At 70.3% G+C, this 16,422-nt stretch carries 15 protein-coding genes; 2 read left to right on the top strand and 13 right to left on the bottom strand.

Annotated features, from left to right (window positions below):
- Positions 1 to 18: 18 nt before the first annotated feature.
- Positions 19 to 498, bottom strand: coding sequence for a hypothetical protein (locus FHR38_RS06905; RefSeq protein WP_184533832.1), 480 nt, complete (start codon positions 496 to 498; stop codon positions 19 to 21).
- 553 nt (positions 499 to 1,051) lie between these two features.
- Here FHR38_RS06905 and FHR38_RS33515 point away from each other — a divergent pair.
- Positions 1,052 to 1,465, top strand: a complete 414-nt coding sequence (locus tag FHR38_RS33515) for a DUF2690 domain-containing protein (protein ID WP_376771469.1) — start codon at positions 1,052 to 1,054, stop codon at positions 1,463 to 1,465.
- A gap of 44 nt (positions 1,466 to 1,509) precedes the next feature.
- Entirely contained in the window at positions 1,510 to 2,739 is a 1,230-nt protein-coding gene (locus FHR38_RS06915) for a WD40 repeat domain-containing protein (protein WP_184533837.1), read from the top strand.
- A gap of 30 nt (positions 2,740 to 2,769) precedes the next feature.
- On the opposite strand, the gene FHR38_RS06920 is transcribed toward FHR38_RS06915, so the two are convergent.
- The 12 genes from FHR38_RS06920 to FHR38_RS06975 all read right to left on the bottom strand — a co-directional run bounded on the left by FHR38_RS06920 (position 2,770) and on the right by FHR38_RS06975 (position 16,414).
- The gene (locus FHR38_RS06920) at positions 2,770 to 3,642 is read right to left on the bottom strand and encodes an HpcH/HpaI aldolase/citrate lyase family protein (protein WP_246446344.1); all 873 of its coding nucleotides are present in this window, start codon (positions 3,640 to 3,642) and stop codon (positions 2,770 to 2,772) included.
- Positions 3,643 to 4,827, bottom strand: coding sequence for a CaiB/BaiF CoA transferase family protein (locus FHR38_RS06925; RefSeq protein ID WP_184533838.1), 1,185 nt, complete (start codon positions 4,825 to 4,827; stop codon positions 3,643 to 3,645).
- On the bottom strand, positions 4,824 to 6,953 hold the full coding sequence (locus FHR38_RS32010) for a formylglycine-generating enzyme family protein (protein ID WP_312881913.1): 2,130 nt from the start codon (positions 6,951 to 6,953) through the stop codon (positions 4,824 to 4,826). The genes FHR38_RS06925 and FHR38_RS32010 overlap by 4 nt, the downstream gene beginning before the upstream one ends.
- Entirely contained in the window at positions 6,950 to 7,909 is a 960-nt protein-coding gene (locus FHR38_RS06935) for a ribokinase (RefSeq protein ID WP_184533841.1), read from the bottom strand. Before FHR38_RS06935 ends, FHR38_RS32010 begins: the two co-directional genes overlap by 4 nt.
- A gap of 42 nt (positions 7,910 to 7,951) precedes the next feature.
- On the bottom strand, positions 7,952 to 9,298 hold the full coding sequence (locus tag FHR38_RS06940; protein ID WP_184533843.1) for an ADP-ribosylglycohydrolase family protein: 1,347 nt from the start codon (positions 9,296 to 9,298) through the stop codon (positions 7,952 to 7,954).
- Between the two features lie 6 nt (positions 9,299 to 9,304).
- A complete protein-coding gene (locus tag FHR38_RS06945; protein ID WP_184533845.1) occupies positions 9,305 to 10,606 on the bottom strand; it encodes an ADP-ribosylglycohydrolase family protein in 1,302 nt (433 codons plus the stop codon).
- Positions 10,607 to 10,608: 2 nt separating this feature from the next.
- Positions 10,609 to 11,901: an ABC transporter substrate-binding protein gene (locus FHR38_RS06950; RefSeq protein ID WP_184533848.1), complete on the bottom strand. Its 1,293-nt coding sequence runs from the start codon at positions 11,899 to 11,901 to the stop codon at positions 10,609 to 10,611.
- 50 nt (positions 11,902 to 11,951) lie between these two features.
- Complete coding sequence (locus FHR38_RS06955) at positions 11,952 to 12,761, bottom strand: carbohydrate ABC transporter permease (protein WP_312881916.1); 810 nt, start codon at positions 12,759 to 12,761, stop codon at positions 11,952 to 11,954.
- 31 nt (positions 12,762 to 12,792) lie between these two features.
- Positions 12,793 to 13,737, bottom strand: coding sequence for a carbohydrate ABC transporter permease (locus FHR38_RS06960; protein ID WP_184533854.1), 945 nt, complete (start codon positions 13,735 to 13,737; stop codon positions 12,793 to 12,795).
- A complete protein-coding gene (locus FHR38_RS06965) occupies positions 13,734 to 14,804 on the bottom strand; it encodes a LacI family DNA-binding transcriptional regulator (RefSeq protein ID WP_312881917.1) in 1,071 nt (356 codons plus the stop codon). The genes FHR38_RS06960 and FHR38_RS06965 overlap by 4 nt, the downstream gene beginning before the upstream one ends.
- A 222-nt stretch (positions 14,805 to 15,026) precedes the next feature.
- A complete protein-coding gene (locus tag FHR38_RS06970) occupies positions 15,027 to 15,440 on the bottom strand; it encodes a YccF domain-containing protein (protein ID WP_184533856.1) in 414 nt (137 codons plus the stop codon).
- Positions 15,441 to 15,496: 56 nt separating this feature from the next.
- Positions 15,497 to 16,414, bottom strand: coding sequence for a ribokinase (locus FHR38_RS06975; RefSeq protein WP_184533858.1), 918 nt, complete (start codon positions 16,412 to 16,414; stop codon positions 15,497 to 15,499).
- Between the last annotated feature and the right edge of the window lie 8 nt (positions 16,415 to 16,422).

Here is a 16,422-nt window from a genome sequence, read left to right on the forward strand (position 1 = left end):
GGTGATAACTCCTGATGCTCAGGCGCAGGCGGTCTTGACCTTCTGCGCCACCTCGGCGAGCTTCTTGGTCACCTGGTTCGACGGCGTCTTGTCGTCCGGGCTGTTGAGCGCGGTGATGGCCGCCGCCGCCTCGGTGAACGTGGCCTTCACCGCCGGATCGGCCTCCTGGCCGGCCAGGGTGGTCAGCTTGTCCGACCAGGCCTTGAGCTTCGCCCGGAACGCCTTCTCCAGCTCGGTCGCCTTCGCCTCGTCGCCGCTCATCGCAGCGTCGAGCATCGCCTTGAACTCGGCCTCCATCGAGGCGGCGACGGTCTCGCCCGCGCTGACCGCCTCCTTGCAGGCAGCCGTGGTCGCGGCCTTCGGGTCGGGGGTGGACGCAGCCGCTGCGGTCGTCGGAGCCGCCGCCGGGGGAGCCGACTTTTCCTCATCGGTGCCGCAGCCGGTGATGCCCAGGGTCAGTGCCGCAGCAATGGCGGTAGCCGCCACAAGACGTCGCACGAGAAACTCCAGTTCGTCGGGGGTTACGCTGCGGAGGGCAGCGCCACACGACGCGGCTCTCCGTAGCGGGACATGATCGTAGAGCAACGCATACCGATGCGAAACTTGGTTACCCCGCTCCGTGACGGTCGACACAGGACAGACAGCGCTGCCTCGCCTGGCTGCCCCGCCCCGCACGGAACCACGGCCCGCTCACGCCTTGACCCGAGTGCCCGACATCGGGAATGCGCGCCAAAAAATGACGGCAGCGAGCAGCGGATCCGGCCGAGAACAGTAGTAGGACAGCACCTTCAATCGACCTTCACGTCGGTCAACCAACTTCCCCGCCGAGGTCCACCGAATCCCGCGACCGGCAGGCAACCCGGTTCAGAGATGAACACGACTTCCTCAAGAACGAGGCACACCGAACTCTTGGGGGAATCAGTTGCACCAGACCGCGAAACGACTGGCTAGCATGACCATTGTCCTCGCGGCTGGAATCACTGCGGGGTTGGGCATCACCACAGCAACCGAGGCGGTCGCCAACACCCGTACCTCGGTCCCACCAGCGTCGATGGCCTGTAGGGCCAGCTGCGACTACCGGGACCCTAGCTCGTACCGGATCTATCACAGTGGCTGCTCGACGTGCTACCACTACTGCAACGACGACGAACGCATACTGACCACAACGGATGGCGGTGCGCTGGGAAACATCGAGTTGAGATACAGCCCGCGATGCCGTACGGCATGGGCACGGACCGGATTCTCACAGGTAAACATTCGGATCGACAGCCGCGACCGGAATGGCAACCATCGAGCGACCGCCAGCTCGATGGTCGGGGACCACGGTTTCAATTGGAGCCCGATGCTGGACGGCACCCGGTTCATGGTGCGTGCCTGCGTGAGCATCTTCGGACCAGTAACTGGTCAGACCTGCACCAAACGAATGGCCCTCCCCCGTGAGGGACTCGCGGAGCCCCACGGATGACGATCTCGGCGACCGATGTCGGATCCCTTGGCTACCTTCCCCGGGTGCGACAGGATGAGATCACGTTGGTGCACCCGGAACCGCCCAAGCCCAGGTACGTCCGACTGGCCGTCGATGGGCCCAGGTTCGAGCGAACCAGCTGGGCCGGCAACGGCAAGGCCCGACACGGCGGAAAGACGTATGCCTCGGAGTCCGCCGCACGGCTCGCCACCGAACGGGAGACCATCAAGCGAATGCAGGAGGGATTCGTGCTGCTGCGCGGTCCCGACGACGTCACACCCGGCGGCATCGTCATGCAGTGCGCCGTACCGAATCGCGGTGCCTCCGACTTCTTCGACCTGCACCCGGACGGCCACACACTCGCCGTCGGCACGATGCTCCACCAGGGGTACGGGGCCGAAATCCATCTGATCGACATCCGGACCGGGCGACGGCAACCGGTACACGCCGAACCGGTCACCAACGAACAGACCTTCATCCACGCGGTGCTCTTCGACGCCGACGGTCGAGGCATCGTCTACGCCGTGAACGGCGAGACCCGATACCTCGACCTGGACACCGGCGCGAGCACCGTCATCGCCTCCTACCGGCAGTTCACCACCGCAAGGTTCAACCCGTTCCGCCTACGACCAGCCTGGGACCAGGCCCGGAACCGGCTACTGGTCTTCCACACCGACGACGTCGTACGGGTGCTCGACGCTGCCGGGAATCACCTGCTGGAGGTGCCGACACGAGACCGGCCGGAGTGCCAGGCCGGTGCACTGTCCCGGTCCGGCCGGCTACTGGCGCTCAGCTACGAACTGCTGGAAACCGAGATCTGGGACGTCGACACCGGCGAGTTGTTGGCGACCCACCCGTTCCCGGTCCCCTTCGATCGCAGCGCCAGCGGCCTCGGCCTACGTACGGTCGGCTTCGACCCGACCGAACTGCTGGTCGTGGCGGAGGGCGGATACGCCGAGGGACCGGCCGCGATGTCCGTCGAATCGGGAGAGCTGGAATGGGCGATCCATGACCCGTACCGCACCGACCGGTGGGGCACCTGCCATTCGTGGAGCTACTCGCCGGACGGCCGGCTGCTCGCCGTCGGCGGACACGGCAGGGTCGAGCTACGGGATGCCGACACCCGGGAACTCGCCCCCGACCAACTGTCCCCGTCATCGACCGGGCACACCCGACGCGTCGTCTTCTCCACCGACGGGAAGCTCATCGTCGCTGGTGGAGGCACCGGACGCATCTCGGTCCACCTCGCCGGTCAGCCCACCACGACGCCCTGATCGGCGACCTCGGATGACCGACGGCTGATCTCAGGGTGCTGCGGCGAGGGCGACGGTACGCTGCGCGGCGGCCACCATGGCCCGGTCGGCGAACCGGCCATCCGGCAGCACCACGGTCCCCGAGTCCCGGGTCTGCGCCTCGGCGACAGCGGCCAGCAGTTCCCGGGCCCGGTCGACCTCCTCCGCCGAGGGCCGGAACGCGTCCCGGACAACCGGAAGCTGACGCGGGTGAATCGCCGCCCGGCCGACGAAGCCGAGCCGCCGGCCGGACCGGCAGGAGGCGGCCAGCCCGTCGAGGTCGGTGACGTTGGCGTACACGGACATGGCCGGTGGGGGCAGGCTGGCGGCACGGGCGGCGACCACCACCCGACCGCGCGCCCAGAGCAGGCCCTCCTCGCCGAGCACCCCGAGGTCGGAGCGCAGGTCCGCCTCGCCCAGGCCGAGCGAGGCCACCGTCGGGTGCGCGCTGGCGATGGCGTACGCCGCCTCCAGCCCGACCGCCGACTCGATCAGCGGATGCAGCGGGGTGCCGGGCAGTTTGCCGGCCACGGTCACCACGTCGACCGGGGACTCCACTTTGGGCAGGCGCAGTCCGGCCACACCCGGTCGACCGGCCACCGCCGCGAGGTCGGCCGGCAGGTCCGGGCCGGTCAGCTCGTTGACCCGTACCTGTAGCGGCACGGGGTGCGGTGACGAGACGAACTCGGCGACGGCGTCCCGGGCGTACGCCTTGCGCCCGGCCACCACCGCGTCCTCCAGGTCGAGGATCACCACGTCCGCCCCGGCATCGACTGCCTTGGCGAACCGGTCCGGCCGGTCACCGGGCACGTAGAGCCAGGTCAGCGGCACGAAGGCAGCCAGATCAGCGCCGGCGGAAGCCACGCTGGGCGGGACGGCGGGCAATCAGATCGCCCCCCGCTCGCGCAGTGCCGCGATCTCGTCGACGGTCAGGCCCAGTTCGGTCAGCACCGCCTCGGTGTCCTGGCCGTGCCCCCGGCCGGCGTGCCGGATCTGCCCCGGCGTCGCCGACATCCGGAACGGCACGTTCTGCATCCGCAGCTCACCCAGGTCCTCGTCCGGCACGGTGACGGCGGTGTCCAACGCCGCGTACTGCGGGTCGGCCAGGATGTCCCGTACGTCGTAGACCGGCGCGACCGCCGCCTGCGCCTCCTCGAACGCGGCCACCACCTCGTCCCGGTCCCGCTTCGCGACCCAGGCACCCACCGCCGCGTCGAGTACGTCGGCGTGCGCGGCCCGGCCACTGCCGGTGGCGAACCACGGCTCGTCGATCAGCTCGGGGCGGCCGACCAGCCGCAGCACCCGTTCGGCGATGCTCTGCGCACTGGTGGACACCGCCACCCAGCGCCCGTCGGCACACCGGTACGCGTTACGCGGCGCGTTGTTGTTGGACCGGTTGCCCAGCCGGGGCTGGACGTAGCCGAGCTGGTCGTACCAGGTGATCTGCGGGCCGAGCATCGCCATGATCGGCTCGATGATGGCCAGGTCGACCACCTGCCCGGCCCCGGTCAGCTCCCGACCGCGCAGGGCCAGCATGACCGCGTACGCGGTGGCCAGCGCGGTCACCGAGTCGGCCAGCCCGAACGGCGGCAGCGTGGGTGGCCCGTCCGGTTCGCCGGTGGCGGCGGCGAAGCCGCTCATCGCCTCGGCCAGCGTCCCGAACCCGGGTCGGCGGGCGTACGGCCCGACCTGCCCGAAGCCGCTGATCCGGGCGATCACCAGCCGGGGGTTGATGGCGTGCAGCTCCGCCGGCCCGATCCCCCAGCGTTCCAGGGTGCCCGGCCGGAAGTTCTCCACCAGCACATCCGCGTCGGCGATCAGCCGACGCAGCAGTTCCGCGCCTTCCCGGTCGGAAAGGTTGGCGGTGACTGTCCGCTTGTTGCGGCCCAACACCTTCCACCAGAGTCCGACCCCCTCCTTGGCCGGGCCGTGGCCCCGGGACGGGTCCGGCTTGGCCGGATGCTCGACCTTGATCACGTCAGCCCCGAAGTCGCCGAGGAACGCGGCGGCCAGCGGGCCGGCGAAGAGGGTGGCCAACTCGACCACCTTCACGCCCTGTAGCGGCATCATGCGGCACCCTCCCCGGGCAGGTCAGCGGCGGTCTCCGGCCGGTCCGGCCCAGGCTCGGTCAGGTCGGCGGCGCAGCGGAAGCCGATCGACGCCGAACGGGTCATGCCAGCACCGAGCAGCAGCAGCTTCACGCTCACCTCCGGCGGCTGCGGGCCACCGTCGAAGTACCAGTCCGAGCCCTCTGCCCGATAGGCCATGCCGCCCTTGAGGATCACGAACCGGGTACGACCGTCGCTGTGCTCGCTCTCGGTCAGGTTCCACACCAGCGGGTCACGCCGCTGGATCAGTCCCGCCTCGGCGGCCACCTGCCACTCGTCCTCGGTCGGCAGACGCAACCCGGCCCAGGTGGCGTACGCCCGTGCGTCGGCCAACTCGACGTGGGTGACTGGCGCGTCAGCCGGTCCCTGACCGGCGGTGAACCTTTCGGGGCGCACCGGCTGGTATCCGGTGGTGGTCAGGAACGCCGCGAACTGGGCGTTGGTCACCTCGTGGGTGTCGATGGCGAACCGGCCCAGGGACACGCTCCGGTGCCGGGTGCCGGTGCCGTGCAGCCGGGGCGGCAGCGGCTTCCACTCGTCCACATAGGGCGCTTCGCCGTACAGGCCCGTCTCCCGTACCCGGTGGCGGACCACCAGGTCCCGTCGCCCGCCGTCGACCGCCACCATCCCATCCGGTACGTCTGTACGCGGCGCGACCGGCACGCTGGTGCGTACCGCCTCCCGGGCCGGGAAGCTCGGGTCCCCGGTCGCCGGCTCGTACCGTTGCGGCGTCGCCGGGTCGGAGGTGGCAACGGCCGACCCGTCGGAGGTAGTGGCGACGACGACTGACTCGTCGGACGTGGTGACGACGGTGACCGCCGCGATGCCACCCGCCGGGAGTGCACCGCCGACGCTCACCCGTCCGTCGGGCAGCTCGGTCACGGTCAGCTCGGACCCGGTGACCAGGTCGACGAAGCGGTGCCCCGAAGGCGCGTCGGCGACCAGCCACGGCCCGTCGTACGCCGTACCCCGGTTGACGATCGTCCACAGTGACAGATTCTGGTGCGTCCAGCGGGAGGCGTACACGGGAATGTCACCGCCCGGGTGGTCGGCCAGCGGCACCCAGTCCTCGGACCGCAACCACTCGGCGTGGCTGGCCTGCACCCGGCGCATCGCGCGCAGCACCGCCCGGTCCCGGTCGTTCCAGCCGACCCACACCCCGAAAACGCTCTCCCAGACCAGGATGCCGGCCCCGTTCAGCCAGGCCGAGTGCAGCTCGTCCAGGTGGCTGCGGTTCCACCGCCGGGTGTGGTGCAGCATGTGCCGCCGCTCGAACCACTTCGCCCGCAGCACCCCCGGCACGGTCGAATCGGCGAACCACTGCGCCCAGGACATGCCGTGGTCGGCGATCCGGGCCAACGGCACCCGGGACTCCCCCTCCAGCGCCAGCCCGGGTCGTACCGCGTCGAGGGTCTTGCGCAGCTCGCCCGCGCCCTCCTTGAGGGTGTCCAGGAAGACGCCGTCCACACCGAGCTGCCCGGCCAGTTCGGCAACCGCCTCGGCGTCGGCAACCACCTCGGCGTCCGGGATCACGTCGGCGGCGGGAATCTGCTCGGCGTCAGCAGCCAACTCCCGGCGGGTACCGGTGTCCCACGGGTTGTAGTCGACGTAGACACGTATCCCATGCTCCTGGAACTGTCGGACCACGTCCGGCAACTCCGGCACCTGCCGGTAGTAGTCGAACTGGTTGCGATCGTCCAGCCCGATCACCGGGTACGCGTGCCAGAGCACCACCCCGCCGAAGCCGCCGAAGTCCCGTTCCGCCTCGGCGATGAACCGCTCGACGGTGAAGACGCCGCGCTCGTGGTCGTACAGCGTCTCGTCCCAGAGCCAGGCCAGGCAGACACTGAAACAGTCGGTGGGGATCTCGTCGTAGTGGCTGCCGTCGTAGCCGATCCGGGCCCTGGCCTCGGTACGCCACGCGGTGAGCCGCTCCCGCCACGCCGGCCAGTGCGCCGGGTCGTCCGGGGCGGCGAAGATCTTCGCCTCGTCCAGCACCGACAGGTCGACGTCCGGGGTCAGCGGGACCTCGGTGGACCGGTCGATCGGCCGGGGCACGTACGGGTTGAAGTTCGGGTCCAGGTTCACCCTGTCGCTCCGTAGGTCGTGGCGGACAACTCGTCGATCTCGTCCCGGGTCGGGATGGCGGTGGAGGCACCGGGCCGCCGGGCGCAGGCCGCCCCCGCCGCGCACGCCCAGCGCAGCGCAGCCACCACCGCCTCCGGTGCGGCCACGCCAGCTACGGCGGTTCCCGGTGTCGCACCGCGTTCGGCCCAGGCCACCGCGAACGCCCCGGTGAACGAGTCACCGGAGGCGGTGGTGTCCACCGCGTCGACGCGCGGCGCGGCCACCGTCAGGCGCAACCCGGCCCGATCGGCGTACGCGGCTCCCCGCGCGCCCAGCGTCAACACCACCCGGGGCACCAGGTCGAGCAACGCCGTCAGCAGCGCTTCCGGCTCGTCGTCGCGCCCGACGATGGTGGCCGCCTCCCCCTGGTTCACCACCAGCACGTCCACCAGGGCGAGCAGCTCCGCCGGCAGGGACCGGGCCGGAGCGGCGTTCAGGATCACCGTCGTACCGCCCGCGCGGGCCGCCTCGGCGGCCTCGGTCACGGCGGTCAGCGGGGTCTCCAACTGCAACAGCAGTACGTCGGCGGCGGCCACCAAAGCCTTATCCGCCTCGTCCAGCCGGGTCAGCCCACCGTTCGCCCCGGGGGCGACCACGATGAAGTTCTCGGCCGAGGTGTCCACCGCGATCAGCGCCACCCCGGACGGGCCTGGGACCGACCGGAGCCGGGTCACGTCCACGCCGGCGGTGGCCAGGTTGTCGCGCAACTGTGCGGCGAAACCGTCCTGCCCGACCGCACCGACGAAGGCGCACGCGCCACCGGCCCGGGCGGCGGCGACCGCCTGGTTCGCCCCCTTCCCCCCGGGTACGGTGTCGAACCCGTGGCCCAACACCGTCTCCCCCGGCCGGGGCAGGCTCGGTGTGTTCACCACCAGGTCCAGGTTGACGCTGCCGACCACCACCACCCGTGCGGTCATGCCTGCTCCCCCATCCCCGTCATGCCTGCTCCCCCATCCCCGTCATGCCTGCCCTGCCAACCGCAGGGTCCGGTCGGCCAGCTCTGCGAAACCGATCCCATCGAAGCCGGCGATGCTGCTGCGCAGCCGCCCGTGCAACGGCTCGACCCACTGCGCTGGCAACCCGGCGGCTCCGGTCAACGCCCCGGTGATCGAGCCGACCGTGGCCCCGGTCGAGTCGGTGTCCCAGCCGCCGCCGACCACCGCGCAGATCGACCGCTGGAAGTCACCCCGACCGTACGCGAGCGCGGCGGCGACCAGTGCCGCGTTGTTGCGTACATGCACCCAGTGCAGGTGCCCGTGCCGGGCGTACAGTTCGTCGACCACCGACTCCCAGTCGGCACCGGAGCCGCCCAGCGCCCGCGCCTCGCGCACGGTAGCCGCGAAGCGGCTCTCCGGCGGCAGCACCGACTCGCCCACGTCCAGCACGGTGTCCACGTCGGCGGCGACCAGGGCGGCTGACGTCATCGCGGCCACCCACTGGGCCCCGTACACCCCGGCCCGCACGTGGCTCACCGCCGCGTCCCGGTACGCCATCTCGGCGGCCAGGTCGGGACGGCCGGGGTTGACCCAGCCGTAGACGTCAGTGCGGATCTGCGCGCCGATCCACTCCCGGAACGGGTTGTGCCGCAACGCGGTGGCCGGCGGGACGAGCCCGAGCAGCAGGTTGCGGTAGGCCACCCGTTCGGCGGTGAAGACCCGGCCGCCGGGCACCCAGTCCAACCAGGCCTGGGCGACGTCCTCGCTGGTGAAGTCCCGTCCCCGGGTCTCCAGGACTCGCAGCGCCAGCAACGCGAAGTTGAGGTCGTCGTCCTCCGGCATCCCGTCGATGTTCTCGACCAGGCTGTTCACCTTGCTGCGTCGGTTCCACGGCCAGCGGGCCGCCACGTCGTCCGGCAACCCGACAGCGGTGAAGTACGCCGACAGCGGCCACCGGCCGGTCGCCTCCAGGATCTCCCGGATGCCCTGCCGGTGGATCTTCTCCACCGGTTTGCCGAGCAGACAACCGGCGGCCCGGCCGAGCCAGGCCCCGTGCATCCGGTCCGGGGCGACCGGCCCGGCCGACACCGCCCAGGTCGCCGGCCAACTCGCCCGGATCGCCTCCAGCGTCTCCGGCTCGGTGGCCGAACTGGCCGCCGGCAGCGCGTCGCAGACGTCGAGCAGCTTCGCCGCCAGCGCCCGCAACACCGGCCCGGCCGGCACGGCCGACGCGCCGCTGACCGGCGCGTCGGGCGACCCACCAGCCGCCACCCAGCGGTCCAGGACCGCCGACACGTCCCGGCCCTCGTCCCGGCTGGCCGCCAGCTCGTGCGGCAGCAGGTCCTCCGGCTGCACCCAGGTCAGTCTCATGTCAGGTCAGCTCAATCTTTCGGTCGCGACTGCGGGGCTCGCAAGCTCACTCCTCGCGCTCCCAGCCACCCCTCCAGTCGCGACTGCGGGGCTCGCAAGCTCACTCCTCGCGCTCCCAGCCACCCCTCCAGTCGCGACTGCGGGGCTCGCAAGCTCACTCCTCGCGCTCCCAGCCGCCCCCAGCTCCTGGAACCGGGTGGCCCGACGGGCGAACCGCTCCTGGTCGCGGGTGAACACCTCACCCGCGATCTCGGCCAGCACCCGGGCCGGCTCGACCAGGTCGACCCGGGACGCCTCGGACACCACGGACGACCACTCGGTGGGGACCACCTCGGCACCCCCCAGCGCCCCGGCGATCGCCGCCGCCATGGTGGCGGTCGAGTCGGAGTCCCGCCCGTAGTTGACCGAGCCGAGGACCGCCGCCCGGAACTGCCCCCGAGCCACGACCAGCATGCCCAGCGCGGCCGGCAACTCCTCGATGGAGTGCAGCCGGCTGGGCCGTCGTGCGCCCAGTCCCGGGCGGCGGTACTCCTCCCCCACCGTGTCGTACGGGGCGATTGCGGCGCGCAGCGGCTTGATCGCCTCGCGCCAGTCGTCGTACTCCCGGGCCTGGGTGACCACCGCGTCGATGGCGGCGCGGGTGCCGTCCCGAGCCAGGTCCAGGGCCGCGCCGACCACATCGTCGACGGTCGCGCCCGGCGTCATGGCGGCGGCGACCGCGGCGGCGAAGACCGCCGCCGCCTCCCGCCCGTAGCTGTGCTGGTGGGCACCGGCGATCTCCACCGCCTCCGCGTACGCCCCGGCCGGGTCGCCCGCGTTCACGACGCCCACCGGCGCCATGTACATCGCCGCACCACAGTTGACGATGTTGCCGACGCCCGCCTCACGCGGGTCGGCGTGCGCGTGGTGCAGACGGGTCACCAACCACCGCTCGGCGGCGGCCAGGCGGTGGAAGGTGAGCCCCTCCCGCTCCAGGTCCGGGATGTAGACCACCCGCTCGATCAGGTCGGGCACGAGCAGTTCCACCACGTCGTACGCGTCGAGGTGGTCGCGCTTCCTGGCGTACGCCCGCACCAGCGCGTGGGTCATCAACGTGTCGTCGGTGATGTGCCCGTCGCCCTTGTGGTACGGCGCCATTGGCCGCGCGGTGGCCCAGTTGGCGTGGAACGGCGGCGCGATGCCGTCGACCCAGCCGCCGAATCGGGCCTGGATCTCCTCGGGCAGGGCTGTCTCGGTGGCCCCGCCGAGGGCATCGCCCACCGCAGCGCCAACCAGGCAGCCAACCGACTTGTCGAGCAAGAGTCCCATGGTTACCTCAGAACCTGCTTCCCACCGTCGACCAGCTGGGTCGCCATCTGGTCGAGCGTGATCTTGTTTGCGAAGTACTGCTGGAGCGCCGGGGTGGCGTACTTGGTCTTCCACTCCGGGTAGCCGTCGGCCTTCTGGAACGGCGCGACGGTCAGGTCGGCGGCGCTGTCCGCGGCGACGTCCCAGCCCTGCTTACCGCCGGTCAGCTTGACCAGTTCCTCGTTGGCCTGCTTGCCGGTCGGCACCAGCCAGTCGCCCTTGGCCAGGGTGGCCATGTTGGTCGGGTTGAGGAAGTACTCCAGGAACTGCACGGCTTGCTTCTTGTGCTTGGAGTCCGCCGAGACCGACAGCGTCTGCGGGTTCGCCGCCTGGGTGGTGGACAGGCCCTTGATCGGGGGCAGGGTCACCCACTCGAAGCCCGCCGGTGCCTGCTCCACCATCTGCTGGCGCAGCGAGACCGAGCCGGGGAGCATCGCGTACTTGCCGGCGAAGAAGCCGGGTAGGGTGTCCGCGCCGCTCATGCCCAACGCCTCGGGCGACGCCGACTTGGCGGTGTAGATCATGTCGTGGATTCGCTTGGGGATTTCCTTCTCCCCGTCGCCGACCCGGATCTCGGTCTTGCCGTTCTCGGTGTAGAAGAACTTGCCGTCGTAGTTCAGCGCCAGGTTCATCACCCGGTTGGTGGGCGACTTCAGCGCCCAGGCCGCACCGAACCGGCCCGCCGTGGTGAGCTTCTTGGCGTTGGCCTGGAACTCGTCCCAGGTCCACCCGCCGTCGGCCGCCGGGATCGCGATGTTGGCCTCGTCCAGCAGCTTCTTGTTGGCGATGATGACCTGTGACTCCAGCAGGAACGGCACTCCGGTGATCTTGCCGTCGTAGGTGGCGGTGTCCCAGATACCCGGCTCGATCTGGCCCTTCAGCTCACCGGAGATCAGGTCGGTCAGGTCGGCCAGGTAGCCCTGCTTGCTGAAGTTGCCGATCCCGGACGCCTCGTACTGCACGATGTCCGCCGCGTCGCCACCCTCGAACGAGGTCAGCAACTGGTCGTGGACCGAGTTCCAGTCACCCTGGACATACTCGATGTGGATGTCCGGGTGGTCGGCGTTCCACTTGGCGACCAGGTCCTTGTTGGCCTGCATCGATTCCTTCTGCCAGGCCAGGCTGAGGAACCGCAGCTTGGCTGGACCGTCGCTCTGCTCGTCGTCGCCTGTGCCACAGCCGGCGAGCGCGCCCAGGCCGACGACGCTCGCCACCGCTGTGGCGACGAGTCTGCGACCGAATCTGTTCCGTGACATGGGGGATACCACTCCTTTGTGGGGGATGGCTGACCGCGCCGAGTAGGCGGTCAGCCCTTGACTGCGCCGGCCATCGACCCGGAGGAGAGCCGGCGTTGCATGAACGCGAAGAAGATCAGGCTCGGGATGGTGGCGAGGAGTGAACCTGCCGCCAGCGGTCCGAGCCGGGCGGTGCCCTCGATGCCGACGAACCGGGCCAGGGCTACCGGCAGGGTCGCCAACTCGGGGGTCTTGATCAGCACCAGGGCGAAGAAGAACTCGTTCCAGGCGGAGATGAAGGAGAACAGCGCGGTGGCGACCAGGCCTGGTGCAAGCAGTGGGAACACCACCCGGCGCAGAGTCTGCAACCGGCTGGCCCCGTCGACGGCGGCAGCCTCCTCCAGTTCCCGGGGGATGTTGCGGACGAAGCCCTGCAACATCCACAGGGCGAACGGCAGCGCCCAGACCACGTAGATCAGGATCAGGCCGGCGTGCGAGTTGGCCAGGCCGACCTGCCGCAACACCAGGAAGATCGGGATGATCAGCAGCACGAACGGGAAGAGCTGGGAGAGCAGCACCCAGCCCAGCGCCACCGTACCGAGCTTGCTCTTGAACCGGGCCAGGGCGTACGACGCGGGCAGCGCGATCAGGACGGTGACTACCGCCGAGGCCAGCGATACCTGGAGGCTGTTCCAGGCTGCCCGGCCCAACTCCTGCTCGGTGAACGCCTGCACGAAGTTGTTGAACGTCGGGTTGTCCGGGATCAGCGTCGGGTGCAGCTTGACCAGCTCACGGGGTGGCTTGAACGAGGTGGAGAGCAGCCACACCAGCGGAAACGCCAAGAAGACCAGGTACGCCAGCAGCGCCAGGTACTGGAACACCTTCCCGACCCGAGACGACTTCCCATGCACGCTAGTTCGCCTCCTTGAGCCGGCGGCGTAGGTACACCGCGAGCAGCGCCACGATGATCACGACCATGACGTTGCCGAGCGCCGCCGCGTAGCCGTAGTTGCCGTAGCGGAACGCCTCCTCGTACGCGAAAAGCATCGGCAACATCGTCTTGCCGCCCGGCCCACCGGCGGTGAGCACATAGACCAGGCCGAACGAGTTGAAGTTCCAGATGAAGTCGAGCGAGGTGATGGCGACGATCACCGGAGCCAGCGACGGCAGGGTGATCCGGCGGAACCGCTGCCAGGTGGTGGCACCGTCAACCGCCGCCGCCTCGTGCAGTTCCCTCGGCACACCCTGCAACCCGGCCAGGAGTACGACGGTGGTCTGCGGCATGCCCGCCCAGACCCCGACGATGATCACTGCCGGTAGGGCGGTGCTGAAGTCACCGAGCCAGTTGGTCCGCAGCCCTTCCGCGCCGATCTGGTAGAAGAACTCGTTGAGCAGTCCGGCGTCCGGGTGGTAGACCAGCTTCCACAGGATGCCGACCACCACCGGCGGCATCGCCCACGGCACCACGGCCAGCACCCGGGCCAGGCCCCGGAACCGGATCTGCTGGTTGAGCAGCAGGGCCAGCCCGAGGGCGAGCACGAACTGCAGCACGGTCACCCCGACCGCCCAGATCAGACCGATCTTGAACGAGTTCCAGAACAGCTCGTCGGAGAGCAGTTCGCGGTAGTTGGCCAGACCGGTGAAGTTGACGTCCACGTTGCGGCCGGCGCGGGCGTCGGTGAAGCCGAGGTACATCCCGCGCACCAGCGGGAAGACCGAGAGCGCCACGATCGGCAGCAGTGACGGCAGCAGTAGCAGGTAGATGGTCATCCGGTCCGAACGGGCCCGGTTCGGACGCGGTTTGCGTCCGGCTCCCCGGTCGACGTCCGGCCGCTCGGTCGACGTGGTCACGCTCATGCGGTCACCTCCACCGTGGGCAGCCCGTGCGGCGTCGGGGACTCGGCGACACTGGAGGCCCGGACCACGAGGCTGGGCGCGACCTGCTCGCGCCGGGGCGGCAGGCTCGGGTCTGCGATTCGTTCCAGCAGCAGTTCGGCGGCGCGCCGACCACGGGTGACCGAGCCGAGCGACACGCTGGAGATCTGCGGGAACGCCATCTGGGCCAGCTCGGTGTCGTCCATGCCAACCAGGGCCACGTCCTGTGGCACGGTCTGGTTCGCGCCGTAGAGCGCGTGCAGCGCACCGACCGCGATCAGGTCGTTGGCGCAGAGCAACGCGTCGGGCTGGGCCCGGGCGAGCAGCCGTTGGGTGGCGGCCCGGCCGGCGGCGTACTGGAAGTCGCCGACCTCGATCAGCCGGTCGTCGATCTCGATGCCGTGGCTCGCGAGCGCGGCCCGGAAGCCGGCGTCGCGGGCCGCCCCGGGCACGGTGTCCAGCGGGCCGTTGACGAAGCCGATCTGCCGCCGTCCGGACTCGACCAGGTGGTCCACGGCGAGCGCCACGCCGGTACGGGAATCGGTACGTACATTGTCGACCGGCGCGTCCTCGGGGAGCTGTCCGACGACGACCACCGGCACCGGGCTGTCGACCAGCGCGTCGAGGTGTGCGTCGGTAACCCGGATCGGCGACACGATCATGCCGTCGACGTAGCGGTTGGCCAGTCGGCGTAGCAGCGCGGTCTCGTTGTCGACCTTTCCACCGGTGGCGTGTACGAGCAGTTGCCGGCCGGATTCGGCGACGACCGCCTCGATGGCGCGCATCATCGCCACGTAGACCGGGTTGCCGATGTCCTCGACGGCGAGCGCGATGAGGCCGGTGCGCTGCGACTGTAGGGATCGGGCGATGGCGTTGGGTACGTAGCCGACCTCGGCGGCGGCCTCGCGGACCTTGCGGATGGTCTCGGGGCTGCCGCCGACGCCGTTGAGCACCCGGGAGGCCGAGGCGATGGAGACGCCGGCCCGGGCGGCGACGGTGTGCACTGTCGGGCGTGCGTCACCGCCGGACGGTAAACGTTTACGCACCACGCACCGCACCTCCACCTCGCACTTGTAAACGTTTCCGCGAAGTCTGCGACGGGAGGTCGAGCACGTCAAGGGCTCGTTACGAAAACGTTTCCAATCCGCGCGAGGCTGCGCTGAGCTGGGCGAATCCGATCAGCTTCGGTCAGCCGTTCGGCCGAACGGCAGAGATTCAGCCGCCCGACCGAACGGGCAGGGATTCAGCCGCCCGACCGAACAGCGGGGGATTCAGCCCGCCGGCTGGACGACGGGGCCACGCAGGTCGTCCACCTCGACAACCTCGCGGCCCAGTGGCCAGAACGCCGCCGGCACCAGCTTGAAGTTGGCGATGCCGAACGGAATACCAATGATGGTCACGCAGAGCCCAATCCCGGCCACGATGTGCATCAACGCCAGCCACCAGCCGGCAAGCACGACCCAGAGCACATTGGCCAGACCGGAGGCCAGACCGGCACCGGGCTTCGGGACCAGGGTCCGCCCGAACGGCCACAGCGAGTAGTAGGCCAGCCGCAACGCCGCCACCCCGAACGGGATCGTCACCACCAGCGCGAAACAGATCAGCGCCGCGATGCCGTACCCGATCGCCAGCGCGATCCCACTACCGAAGATCAGCCAAAGGAGGTTGAGGATAAATCGCACCATGCCTCCCATGGTGCGCCACTCGATCAAGTTCCGATCATGCGACGGGCATGCAATGGTCAACCGGCGTCACGGACGAGACCGTCGCCGTGGAAGAGGGCGTCGATCTCGGCCCGCTGCGGCAGCGAGACCGACGCGCCGAGCCGCCGGGCACAGGCCGCCCCGGCGGCGCTGGCCCACCGCAACGCGTCGACCAGGTCCCGCCCCTCACCCCAGGCCACCGCCAACGCGGCGGTAAACGCATCCCCGGCCCCGGTCGAGTCGACCAGGTCGACCTTGAACGCCGGGATGTGCGCCGTACCGCCGTCGCGCTCGCCGTACCACGCACCCTGCGCACCGAGCGTCAGCACCGCCCGGGGCACCAGCGACAGCAGCGCCGCCGGGTCCTCCCGGCCCCGACCGGTGAGCGCCCGCGCCTCCACCTCGTTGACCACCAGCAGATCAACCGCGTCGAGCAGCTCGGTCGGCAGTCTTCCGGGCGGGGCGGCGTTGAGGATGACCCGGGTCCCGCCGGCGCGGGCCGCCAACGCCGCCTGGGTCACCGTCTCGACCGGCACCTCCACCTGCGCGACCAGGACGTCCGCCGCCCGTACGGCGGACAGCTCGGCCTCGGTCAGCGTGGTGAACGCGGTGTTGGCCCCCGGCGTCACCACCACCGAGTGCTCGCCGGTCGCCCCGACCGTGACCAGCGCCACGCCCGACGCGCCGTAGACCACCCGGACCAGGGACGTCTCCACGCCAGCGGCGGCGATCCGGGCCTTGAGTGTCACACCGAACGAGTCCGAGCCGATCGCACCGAGGAACGTCGCCGCCCCACCGGCCCGGGCCGCCGCGATCGCCAGGTTGGCACCCTTGCCGCCGGCCACCGTCAGGAAGTCGGTGCCGACCACCGTCTCCCCCGGCCCGGGCACCTTTGGTGCCATCGCGACCAGGTCCATATTGGCGCCGCCCACGACGACCACCCGTGGCCGGTCCACGAGCACCT

Origin of the sequence: Micromonospora polyrhachis (assembly GCF_014203835.1) — a bacterium.
GTDB lineage: Bacteria > Actinomycetota > Actinomycetes > Mycobacteriales > Micromonosporaceae > Micromonospora_H > Micromonospora_H polyrhachis.